The following is an 11,495-nucleotide window of genomic DNA, read 5'->3' on the forward strand; positions in this document are numbered from 1 at the left end:
GTATAAATCTACATGCTGGATAGCATTATCGTTAATCAATGTTTAATCAAAGGAAGAACCGCTTCCGGTTGCATTACTTTAGTATGATCCATATGGAGAGACAAAGTGGATCGTTTCTGTATATAATTATTGACATTATGATCAATAGGCTTTACTTTTTGTATGTAATGAATTACATCGATAAGGAGTGGCGGAAATGTCGTATCAAGAGCAGAGATCTATCGCTACTATGATTACCGCGCTATTGATAACCGGGGCTTATGGCGTTTACGTATACGGAAAGTTACAGACAGGCGCAATTGCCGACGATGATATGAGATTCTGGGCTGGAACTATGCTCATGTTTATTGGCATCGGAATTGTGGTGGCCATTGCCGTTCAACTCATCTTTCACATGCTGCTATCTGTGGCGGTAGCTGTACGGGAAAAAACTCGAAATGGCAAATGCGACGATAACGAAATGCAGAAAACGATTGAATCGGAAATGGTGACGGATGAAAGGGATAAGCTTATTGAACTAAAAGCTGTAAAAGTTGGCTTTATCGTCGTAGGCATTGGATTTGTCGCGGCGCTTGCATCGCAGGTACTGCATCAATCAAGCGCAGTCATGATTAACATCATGTTTGTATCCTTCTTTGCAGGCTCGATGGTTGGAAGTTTGACCCAGTTTTATTTGTACAGAAAGGGAGTAACCAATGGCTAAGAAGCTTCACATTACAAATAACATTCGCAGATTGCGTTTCTTTGCCAATGAAATGACGCAGCAGCAGCTGGCGGAAAAAGTAGGAGTCTCAAGACAGACCATCATTGCAATAGAAGCGGGCAAGTATTCTCCATCATTGGAACTGGCTTTCAACCTTGCGGAAACGTTTGGCGTTCCGATCGGGGAAGTATTTGAATACGAGGTGAGGGAGCCGGGAAACTAAAAAGAAATTGGAAAATGAAGCGCCATCCGGAAGGATGGTTTTTTGCGCATCGTGAATTAAGTTCCGGGGGGTCACCGCAAAGTACCTGGGTAGTGCAGCATAACGAACATTTCTTGATTTAAGTTAATGCGCTCTTCACATCTTGCACTTACGATAGAGGTATGCGAGGGGATCTGGATGGAATGAATAAGGAGGAATCGATGAAAGCGATCATATGCAAAGGTTTTGGAACTCCGGATGTACTTGAACTCAAAGAGGTCAATAAACCCGTACCGCAAGAGGATGAGGTATTGATTCGAATCTATGCGACAACCGTTGCAGCCGAAGACCCGGGAATGCGAGCCGCCCCGGGATTGAATGGCTGGAGGAAGCCTAAGAGGAGCATTCTCGGGTTCTACCTGGCTGGGGAAGTGGAAGCTGTAGGAAGCGCAGTGCAACGATTCAAGCAAGGAGACCGTGTTTATGGGAATACAGGGCTTGGATTATTAGGCACGTATGTTGAATATAAATGTATGCCTGATCAAGCAGCCATCGTTCATACACCTGAGAGCCTGAATGATGCTGAAGCCGCTGCCATTCCGAATGGAGCATTAACGGCTCTGCCGTTTCTTCGGGATAAGGGGAATATTAAGAAAGGAGATAAGCTCCTCATCCTGGGTGCTTCCGGAGCGGTAGGGACTGCTGCGGTCCAGCTTGGAAAATACTTCGAGGCGGAAGTGACCGGTGTATGCAGCACAGCCAACATTGAGCTTGTAAAGAAGTTGGGTGCGGATCAAGTCATTGATTATACGAAAGAGGATTTCACAAAATCAGGTGGACACTATGACATCATATTTGACGCTGTCGGCAAGAGCACGTTTTCACACTGTAAACGCTCGTTGTCGGAGAACGGAGTCTATCTGACGACAGTTCCTTCACCTGCGAATATACTGCCTCTTGCTTGGACGTCACTCGTTGGCAAAAAGAAAGCAAAATTTATGGCCACTGGATTGAGGTCTAACAGCAAGAAAACAATAGATCTGATTTTCATGAATGAACGGATTGAAACGGGGGCGTTTACAGCCGTCATTGACCGTTACTTTCCTTTAGAGCAGATTGCGGAGGCGCATAGATATGTGGAGCAAGGACACAAGAAAGGAAATGTTGTTATTACATTGTAGCCGCGATTCGTTTCCTGCCTTGCGCGAAATGGTTATAATGAGAACAAAGGAGAGGTGACGATGCCAGCAGAAAAAGTGGTGCGAGAATTTTTTGAGAAGGTCCGTTCCGGCCAAGATCCGGATGCGGCACATAGATTGATGGCGGATCGTGTTCTCGCGCATCAGATTACATCGGAAGATGAGGTGACCGTCGAACGCTCTCCAGTGGATTATGCTGATCATGTTCGTGAAATGCTTAATGTTTACGGAGCATTCAGTATAGCGATAAACGAGCTATTGGTGCAAGATGATCGTGTCTATGTCCGTTGGAAGCAATCCGGCGTGCATGTTGGTGAAGTTGACGGCTTCTTGCCGACTCATAAACCCGTTGTGCAGATTGCAAGCGCGGTCTACCGGGTGGAAAATGAGAAGATCGCGGAATATTGGATACAGATTGATCGTGAAGGAATTCGTATTCAATTGGAGCGCAACAAGGAAGAGTGTATGTAACAAAGGGACTGCTGACGAAGAATTGTTATGCGATGTAGTCGATTCATTATATAGTGTTGCGTAAAAAGGGGGGGCGCCGACTTAACTTATGGTGCCCTTTTTCTGTTGTTATAGAAATGATGCACTAGTCCGAACAGTGGGGAACAAGGGGGGGATGGATCAAAACAGTTTGCGGAGCAAAAGAGGAACGACTTGTCTCTAGTGTGGCACAGGAGCAGGTGTAACAGTCGCCACAGAGCTTAATTAGCTCAGAATAGGCAAATTGGTAGGCTAACGGTTGTAGTAGCGCTTATGGAGCTCGGGAAGTGAGATATCGGGTGTCACTGTGTAAAATAGGCTTCGTGGCGACTGTTACAGCAAAAAAGTGGGATTAGGGAAGCAAATAAGCTCGATGGCAACCATTAGGAGCGTAACACGGAACGTTCGAAGAACGAACGGCGTAGCCTGTTGGACGTCAGGGGGGATTTGTTCCTGGATTCCGCCTATGATATAGAATCGGCGGGCATAAATCTCTAAAATTATATTTACAATAGCATGTAGGCTATAGTTGCATGTAAAATACATGTCAGGACATAAACGAGCGAGACTAGGAGGCGCAGCACAGTATGAAACAGAATAAATATGATGATTCGGAGTTCTTCCAGAAATATAGTCAAATGCCCAGATCGACCGGCGGATTGCAAGCGGCGGGGGAATGGACGTCCTTCCGTGCGCTGCTCCCGGATCTAAGCGGCAAAAGAGTGCTTGATCTGGGCTGCGGCTACGGCTGGCATTGCCGCTATGCTCGTGAACAACAAGCGCAATCGGTGACAGGTATCGATCTGTCGGAGAAAATGCTGGAGCGGGCAAGAGAGATGACCAATGATTCCAATATTACGTACAGGCGTCTTGCGATTGAAGACATAGACTTTGCGGAAGAGGAGTTCGATGTTGTAATTAGTTCCCTTGCCATTCACTACATAGAGAGCTTCGACGTCATCTGCCGCCAAATACATCATTGTCTGGCATCGGGAGGAAGCTTCATCTTCTCGGTCGAGCATCCCATATTCACCGCCGTCGCCGCACAAGACTGGTATTATGGTCCGTCTGGCGAGAAGCTGCATTGGCCTGTCGACGACTATCATCAGGAAGGTCCCCGCCAGGCAAGATTTCTTGATGATGATGTAACCAAGTATCATCGCTCCGTGGCCACTTATATGAATGTGCTAATAGAGTCCGGTTTTATTATTCAGAAGCTTTCGGAGCTACAACCGACCCCAGAGATGCTGAACAACAATCCGGCCTGGCAGGAAGAGGTTCGTCGTCCCATGTTCCTCCTTGTGGCGGCTGTCAAAGGGAACGGGTCAGGGGATCAAACCGCATGAAGATAGGGAAATTCGCCAAGACCTATCAATTGACCATTGACAGTGTCAGACATTACATGGAGATGGGGTTGCTGCTCCCCGAAAAAGATGGAAGTCAGTATCACTTCGATGAATATTGCTGTGATGATATCGGGGATATCCTTGACCTGAAGGAATCCGGTTTTAGGCTGGACGAGATACGAGACATCCTGTATTTGAAGCGGTTATCGACGCCGATTACGTATGAAAAGAATAAATATTATAAAAAAATGTATGCAACAAAGCATAAGGAAATCACGCAGGAAATAAAAGCGTTGCAGCAAATCGAGAGTAAATTAAGCCGTAAAATGGATGAAATATCCGCTGCCTCTTTTCCATACAGAGAGCATTTAGGCATGGATGTGAATGCGCTCAGTCTGTTGGCATGCCCGGAATGCCGAAGCCGCTTCATATTGAAAGATTCCGAAATACGGGACAACCTTATCATTTCCGGTGCTCTCCATTGCAATTGCGGCAGGTCATTTGCCATTGAGGACGGGATTATTCGTTCCGATAAGAGCACACACATGGAAAATCCCTTTGGCAATGATATCGAAAAGTTTTTCCTGAACTATCTGAAACATAGCAGCTCCGCCTTTATTCATGCGCTGACAAGCGATTTCCGATGGTTAAGCCGACGTTTTAAACAGGATGTTCATCACAACTCCGTCATTTTGGAGCTGGGGATTGGCTATGGCGTTTTTTTAAGAAATGTGTATGAATGCCTGTCAGACAGCAATATTTATATCGCGGTGGATCATAACATCAGTATTCTAAGGTCGCTTCGGGAAATGCTGAGAAGAATTCACCCCAACAAGATGATCGTACTCATTTGCGCAGATTCGCTGGATCTGCCGCTGCAGCCCAATGTAGTGGATGTGCTTATCGATGCGGGAGGCAATGCTACGCGCAATACGGCTCTTTTTCCGGAGACAGATCAGTACATGAAAGAGCACTCCATCATTCTGGGCAGCTACATTACTCATCCTCCCTCCAATCGCAAGGCAGAATATCATACCGGGAATAGGGTCACCTTAGAGGAAATTAGAGAGAATATCAATCAAATCAACTACAGCGTTTACGAAGAGAGAGCTTCAAAGGAGATGGCGCCTTCCGGTGACGAATATGCTATCCATGCGGATGAGGGCAGTAAAGTCAGTACTTATGTATGTGCGCTGAAAAGGTAGGGGCAACCCTATCTTTTTTTATTTACTATAGAGAGTTTATAAATCTCGAGTTGAATGTCCGAAGCTAGTGGTTAGCCACCTGCGAGCTGGAATAGTGTATGAATCCTACACTGGAGAGCCGAAAAGAGGCGTTCGGGCTGGAATAGTGTATGAATCCTACACTGGAGAGCCGAAAAGAGGCGTTCGGGCTGGAATAGTGTATGAATCCTACACTGGAGCGTCGAAAAGAGGCGTTCGGGCTGGAATAGTGTATGAATCCTACACTGGAGCGTCGAAAAGAGGCGTTCGGGCTGGAATAGTGTATGAATCCTACACTGGAACGCAGAAAAGAGGCGTTCGGGCTGGAATAGTGTATGAATCCTACACTGGAACGCAGAAAAGAGGCGTTCGAGCCGATTTAGTGTATGAATCCTACACTGGAACGCAGAAAAGGGGCGTTCGGGCTGGAATAGTGTATGAATCCTACACTGGAGCGCCGAAAAGAGGCGTTCGGGCCGGAATAGTGTATGAATCCTACACTGGAACGCAGAAAAGGGGCGTTCGGGTTGGAATAGTGTATGAATCCTACACTGGAACGCAGAAAAGGGGCGTTCGGGCTGGAATAGTGTATGAATCCTACACTGGAACGCAGAAAAGGGGCGTTCGAGCCGATTTAGTGTATGAATCCTACACTGGAACGCAGAAAAGAGGCGTTCGGGCCGGAATAGTGTATGAATCCTACACTGGAGCGTCGAAAAGAGGCGTTCGGGCTGGAATAGTGTATGAATCCTACACTGGAACGCAGAAAAGGGGCGTTCGGGCTGGAATAGTGTATGAATCCTACACTGGAGAGCCGAAAAGAGGCGTTCGGGCTGGAATAGTGTATGAATCCTACACTGGAGCGTCGAAAAGAGGCGTTCGGGCCGGAATAGTAAAGTCGGTGGATGGCGGGCTGCAGGCGATGTGACATCGGTTGGCGGTAGTAAAGTCGGTGGATGGCGGGCTGCAGGCGATGTGACATCGGTTGAAGGTAGGAAAGTGGGTGGATGGTGTGCTGTAGGAGATGTGACCTCGGTTGGAGGCAGGAAAGTGGGCGAGTGACGGGCTACAGGCGATGTAACCACGGTTGGAAGCTACTTATAGGGACATTCATCTGCATTTCGATTTGACGTCGGGTTGGGACGATGTAGTAAGCTAACCCAAAATCATGCAAGGAGAGCAGCTATGAAAATATGGAAGAGGCTTATGAAAGTGGCAGCGGGAATAGCGGCGGTTCTAATTCTAATTGTTGGCGTGTTGTTCATGCTTCCGGCTCGAACGCCGCAAATTGAAGCGGATGGAAAGAAGGTTCCTGGTAGCATTGCAGAAATTAAAAAAGTAAACATCGGCGGGATGGAGCAGACGCTGCTCATAAGGGGCCACAATAGACAGAATCCCGTTATTCTGTTCCTGCACGGAGGGCCGGGACAGAGCGACATTGGCATGATAAGAAATTATCAGGAAGAGCTGGAGAAGGAATTCGTCGTTGTGCGATGGGATCAGCGGGGAGCAGGGGCATCCTACTCCAAGGACATCCCGGAGGAGTCTTTCACGATTGAGCAATTTCTCCAGGATGCCGATGAAGTGACGGATTATTTGAGAGATCGGTTCGATCAATCCCGGATTTTTATTAGCGGTCATTCATGGGGAACGGTACTGGGAACGCTGGCCGTGCAGCGTCATCCGGACAAATATTCGGCTTATATTAGCGTAGGACAAGTTGTAAATATGAAGGAGAATGAAAAAATAGCATATTCGTTTGCATTGCAAAGAGCCAAGGAAGAACAGGATACGGATGCTATTCAAGAGCTGGAAAACGTCGAGTTGTTGTATACCTTTGACAATATGATGAGCTACAGGAAGTATGTGAGCAAGTTCGGCGGCGTTATTCACACAGAACCGGAGAAAGGGCTGATGTCGTCACTGTTGTTCTCATCGGAATACAGACTGATCGATAAATTAAGCTACCAGAGCCGTATTATAAAATCGGGCAAACGGTTAAATGATGAAATCATGAGCGTGAATCTGATGGAAGATGTGAAGCAACTGGAGGTGCCCACTTATTTTATTATCGGCAAACATGATTATACGACAGCGTATACCCTTGTAGAACAGTTCTGTGAGCAGTTGAAAGCACCAGACAAGGAACTGATCGTATTCGAAAACTCGGCTCATCTGCCGCAGCTGGAAGAGAGCGAAAAGTTCAACCGGACACTGATCGGGATAAAGGAGCAAATTAAAGATTAGCCGGCATTAACTTTATATACCATAATCGCTATCCTCATATTATAATGAAAGCGATCTACCGTGTTTCCGGTTGCCTCAATTGGGTTGAATTGTACCTGGAGTGAAGCGAGAGGAGTGTGTATAACGATGGAGCTTCCCAGACTGAAGCTAAGCCGAATGATCAATGTGAATAGCGTGATCAGCTTTAGATACGCGGAGTATCCTCGAAGCTTCAAGGCGCAGGACTGCTACGACTTTTGGCAGATGTTCTATGTCGACAAAGGAGTATGGGAGTTTTGCGCCGAACCGGATACGTTCGCCATGAAGCAAGGGGACTGCCTGCTGGTCCCGCCCGGCGTCATTCGCCGCAGCCAGACGAAGCAGGTCACGCCTCCCAATGTCATGATTCTTTCCTTTGAATGCCGATCTGCCGCTATGAAGCACCTCTCTCGCCGCATATTCCGATTGAACGATCAGGAACACCATATTCTGTCGATGTTGATTCGTGAAGGCAACAACGCGTTTCTTCCCCCGCCGCTCAACCCGACCCCCAGCAAAGTGCCGTTCAGCCTTAACGAGCACGCTCTTCTGGGAAGCCATCAATTGGTCAGAAGCTACATCGAGATTCTGCTGGTCTCATTCCTGCGCCGGATCGAATTGGACAGGTCTACGCCGAAATTGTCAACAGTCTCGCAAGAGAATCGGGAGAAATCCGCCATCGACAAGCTTCTCCGGTACATCGAGGAGAACTTGGGGGACGATCTATCCCTGCCTTCGCTCTGCCGCAAGTTCGCCATTAGCAGGACGCACTTGTACAATGCATTCAAAAAAAGATTCGGCTGCGGCATCTCTGAATATGTGCGCAGGGCTCGATTCGAGCAAGCCAAACTCTTCATTCGTGAAGAAACCAGCAGTATGACCGAAATTGCCGAGCGGCTCGGGTACAGCAGCATTCACTACTTCTCCAGGGACTTCAAGAAAATGATCGGCATGACCCCAACCGAGTACGCCAAAAGCATTCAGGCCAAGGTATCCCGGACATAAAAGCTGCTTCATCCCTCGCGCTGAAGGAGAAGCAGCTCTTATTGCGCAGACTTCCAAATCTATGTATCTAATCAGCGGCAAGTCCTGCACTGGTCATTAGTTGAATCAATGCTCTCCTTGCTTCCGCAAGTCGACGGTCAATCTCATCGGCATCCAACGAAGAGTCCGTGCCGTCAATACGTTCGACTACAACCTGACCGGCGAACCCGGTTGCATGAAGATTTCGGAATATTGCGTCAAAATCGACATCGCCCTTACCCGGTATTGGGAAATCCGAATGACCGCGTGAGCCGCGATGGTCTTTGGCTATGAGCGATACGGTCTGCTCTGCAATGGCCGCCAAGTCGGCAGCGGGATCTATCCCTTCATAGTAATGCACATTGCCGGGATCATAGGAGGCTTGCACGGCAGGTGATCCTATTGCCTCAAGCGTCTCTCTCAGGATGGAAGCCGTAGCCGTATTGCCGGTATGCGGCTTCAAGGTTACCGTTACGCCGGCGCGTTCCGCTTCGGCCGCCACAAGCTGCAACTGCGCAGTGAACGCATCGTCGGCCGCCGCTTGCTCATCGGCATCGAGCGGTTCATTCGGGAATCGGCGGTATCCCCACGTGCCAAGGCTGATGATCTCTGCGGCACCTACATTTCTTGCAAAAGCAAACAATCGGGCCGCACGTTCGATCGGCTGCCCCGGGGCAATCCATGACGTGCCGATCAGCATGGACGCTGTCAGCCCATACCGATCCAATTGCCTTACTATCGCCGCCGCCTCGGCTTCATCTGCGCTCTCCGGCACTTGCTTGCCTTCATGCGGCAATCCGAAGGCCACGTAGCGGTAACCGGCAGCCGCTATGCCTTGCAGCGCCCGTTCGAACGAGCAGTTCGTATACGGCCAAGTCATGCAAGCAAGCTTGATCATTCGTTGCGCCCCCCGCTTGCCGCTTCGCGTCTGCCTGCGGCTGGTCCGTAATCGACAGCCACCTCGCGCCGTTCGCGCAGCGAACGAATCGCAGCTTCCGATACGGCAATCGCACGCCATCCGTCCTCCAGCGAGACGAGCGGTTGCACATTGTCGCGAATACACGACACGAAATGCCCGTTCAGCTTCTCCCACATATCGTTCTCCGCGAAGTGAATCCGCTCTTCCGGTCCGCTATCTTCCTTCAGGATCAGCTCCCCGTTCGTATTGACGATCGTCAGGCGATCCGTGGCGACACCCGTCGCATCATTCTCAACGCGGGTCACCCATGGCGTGCTGACGTGGGCGATAGCTCCGCTCGTATAACGAACGGCCAATGTGAAAGCATCATTGACCCCGCCTGCTGCGGGGCTGCTCGCGCCATAAGCGAAGACGCTTTCAATATCTCCGCCGTACCAGTGCAGCAGGTCGTAATCGTGAGAAGCATGCGAATAGATAGGTCCCGCCTTGTCGCTGCCGTCAAAATACCAATTCGGCGTGTCGTAGTAATGATCGCGGTACTTGTCATATACCCTCGTCGTCGGCACAAGAAAGTGAGTCCGCATCGACCATGCCTGCAGCACGTTGCCCGAATCGGGCCGCGACAGGATTTCCTTCATCTTGCGATATCCCGGCGCGAAACGCAGCGGGTAAGCTGTCATTGCCTTCAGATCGGGCCGCTTCGCGCTGGCCGCAACGATTGAGGAGGCATCCTCCGGCGATGTCGCAATCACTTTCTCCAGGAACAAATGCTTGCCCGCCTCCAATGCGGCAATGGCAATCTCCGCATGCAAATGATCCGGCGTCGCCACCCATACAGCGTCCACATCCGTATCAAGCAGCCGCTCGTAGCTGTCGTAAACGCTGCCTCCCACTTCCGCACTTAATTGTTCCGCTTTCTCGCGCGAACGATTGTACAGCGCAGCAATCTGCACATCCGGCATTTGCCGCAATGTGCGAGCGTGCAGACTTCCCATCAGCCCGCAGCCAATAATGCCAACTTTAAGCATATGACGTCCTCCTTCACTCCATTAGTTGTCCGCCATGGCATACGCGTCCCATATCGCCTGATGCGATCGCAGCGCGTCCCGGCCGTTCGTCTGCGGCAAGCGGTCTTCGGCAATACACGACAGAAAATGCTCAATCTCATATATGGCCGTCTTCGCCTTGCTCGTATTGGCCTCCGGTGCTTCCTCGTACACAATCTCCTTGCCCTTATCCGTGACGGCTTCGATCGAGCGGTAGTCTCTGGATACCGTAATAAGTCCCTCGGTCGTATGAATATGGAACAATGCCGGGGGAGCCGCATGCCGGAATCCCCAGCTGCAGCCGACATGACCGAGCGTGCCGCTCTTGAACAGAATCGTGGCGTGAGCAGTGCCCTCGCCTTCCATCCACTCCGTCCCGAGGCGGGTGCCCAGTGACACGATCCGTTCCGGCTCGCCGAAAAACCAGAGCAGCAGATCGACGTAATGACAGCCATGACTGAACAGGACGCCGCCGCCAAGCTGGTCCCTGCGCGAGAACCAGCTTCCCGGACTCGGCTTCAGCATGCCTTCTACCCAGCAATTCGCATTAATCGGCTTGCCGTAGCGGCCGCTGTCCAGCACCTCCTTCAGCCGGACAAGTGCCGGCAGGTAACGAAGCACGTAAGCCACCATAAGCTTGACGTTGTTCTGCTCTGCCGCTTGAATGACCTGCAGACATTCTTCCTCCGTATTGGCCAGCGGCTTCTCGACAAGCACATGCTTGCCCTGGGCGATGGCCTGCAGCGCCTGCGGAGCGTGGAGATGATGCGGGGTACACAAGCTGATCGCATCGACATCATGCAGAATCGTCGTCCAGTCTGTTGCATACTTGCAGCCGAGCTCTTCGGCAACCGACTTCGCCTTGGCTTCGTCCAGATCGACGACCCAGCGCAAGTCCGCCTTTTCCGATTCGTGAAATGCATACGCATGACTGAGTCCCATGTTCAAACCGACAACTGCTGTGCGAATTTGCTTTGACATTTCGATACCCTCCGATATTTCTTGCTTGTAGTGCGCGCCTAACATCATCATAATCAGAAAACTCTGCAAAATCTTTGTCCTTTGGGCAGACAGTTTTGC

12 protein-coding genes are annotated in these 11,495 nt (G+C 50.0%); 9 read left to right on the forward strand and 3 right to left on the reverse strand.

Annotated features, from left to right (window positions below; all coding sequences use genetic code 11):
• Positions 1 to 196 precede the first annotated feature (196 nt).
• From M6D81_RS25655 to M6D81_RS25695, 9 genes are all read left to right on the forward strand, one after another.
• The gene (locus M6D81_RS25655) at positions 197 to 703 is read left to right on the forward strand and encodes a hypothetical protein (RefSeq protein WP_262680026.1); all 507 of its coding nucleotides are present in this window, start codon (positions 197 to 199) and stop codon (positions 701 to 703) included.
• Complete coding sequence (locus tag M6D81_RS25660) at positions 696 to 926, forward strand: helix-turn-helix transcriptional regulator (RefSeq protein ID WP_262680027.1); 231 nt, start codon at positions 696 to 698, stop codon at positions 924 to 926. The genes M6D81_RS25655 and M6D81_RS25660 overlap by 8 nt, the downstream gene beginning before the upstream one ends.
• A gap of 200 nt (positions 927 to 1,126) precedes the next feature.
• Positions 1,127 to 2,086 (forward strand): NAD(P)-dependent alcohol dehydrogenase, encoded by a 960-nt coding sequence (locus tag M6D81_RS25665; RefSeq protein ID WP_262680028.1) that lies wholly within the window; start codon positions 1,127 to 1,129, stop codon positions 2,084 to 2,086.
• Positions 2,087 to 2,146: 60 nt separating this feature from the next.
• Positions 2,147 to 2,575 (forward strand): ester cyclase, encoded by a 429-nt coding sequence (locus M6D81_RS25670; protein ID WP_262680029.1) that lies wholly within the window; start codon positions 2,147 to 2,149, stop codon positions 2,573 to 2,575.
• A 605-nt stretch (positions 2,576 to 3,180) separates the two neighbouring features.
• Positions 3,181 to 3,939 (forward strand): class I SAM-dependent methyltransferase, encoded by a 759-nt coding sequence (locus M6D81_RS25675; protein ID WP_262680030.1) that lies wholly within the window; start codon positions 3,181 to 3,183, stop codon positions 3,937 to 3,939.
• Positions 3,936 to 5,144, forward strand: coding sequence for a MerR family transcriptional regulator (locus tag M6D81_RS25680; protein WP_262680031.1), 1,209 nt, complete (start codon positions 3,936 to 3,938; stop codon positions 5,142 to 5,144). The genes M6D81_RS25675 and M6D81_RS25680 overlap by 4 nt, the downstream gene beginning before the upstream one ends.
• 94 nt (positions 5,145 to 5,238) lie before the next feature.
• The gene (locus M6D81_RS25685) at positions 5,239 to 6,090 is read left to right on the forward strand and encodes a hypothetical protein (protein WP_262680032.1); all 852 of its coding nucleotides are present in this window, start codon (positions 5,239 to 5,241) and stop codon (positions 6,088 to 6,090) included.
• A gap of 257 nt (positions 6,091 to 6,347) precedes the next feature.
• Positions 6,348 to 7,409, forward strand: a complete 1,062-nt coding sequence (locus tag M6D81_RS25690; RefSeq protein ID WP_262680033.1) for an alpha/beta fold hydrolase — start codon at positions 6,348 to 6,350, stop codon at positions 7,407 to 7,409.
• A 126-nt stretch (positions 7,410 to 7,535) separates the two neighbouring features.
• Positions 7,536 to 8,432 carry a helix-turn-helix domain-containing protein gene (locus M6D81_RS25695; protein WP_262680034.1) on the forward strand — a complete coding sequence of 299 codons (897 nt, stop codon included), beginning with the start codon at positions 7,536 to 7,538 and terminating at the stop codon, positions 8,430 to 8,432.
• Between the two features lie 67 nt (positions 8,433 to 8,499).
• On the opposite strand, the gene M6D81_RS25700 is transcribed toward M6D81_RS25695, so the two are convergent.
• From M6D81_RS25700 to M6D81_RS25710, 3 genes are read right to left on the reverse strand one after another with little or no spacing between them, the layout of a single operon-like run.
• The gene (locus M6D81_RS25700; protein ID WP_262680035.1) at positions 8,500 to 9,348 is read right to left on the reverse strand and encodes a sugar phosphate isomerase/epimerase family protein; all 849 of its coding nucleotides are present in this window, start codon (positions 9,346 to 9,348) and stop codon (positions 8,500 to 8,502) included.
• A complete protein-coding gene (locus tag M6D81_RS25705) occupies positions 9,345 to 10,397 on the reverse strand; it encodes a Gfo/Idh/MocA family protein (RefSeq protein ID WP_262680036.1) in 1,053 nt (350 codons plus the stop codon). Before M6D81_RS25705 ends, M6D81_RS25700 begins: the two co-directional genes overlap by 4 nt.
• 21 nt (positions 10,398 to 10,418) lie before the next feature.
• Positions 10,419 to 11,396 carry a Gfo/Idh/MocA family protein gene (locus M6D81_RS25710; RefSeq protein ID WP_262680037.1) on the reverse strand — a complete coding sequence of 326 codons (978 nt, stop codon included), beginning with the start codon at positions 11,394 to 11,396 and terminating at the stop codon, positions 10,419 to 10,421.
• Between the last annotated feature and the right edge of the window lie 99 nt (positions 11,397 to 11,495).

It is taken from the genome of Paenibacillus sp. J5C2022 (assembly GCF_025567625.1).
Classification (GTDB): Bacteria; Bacillota; Bacilli; order Paenibacillales; family Paenibacillaceae; genus Pristimantibacillus.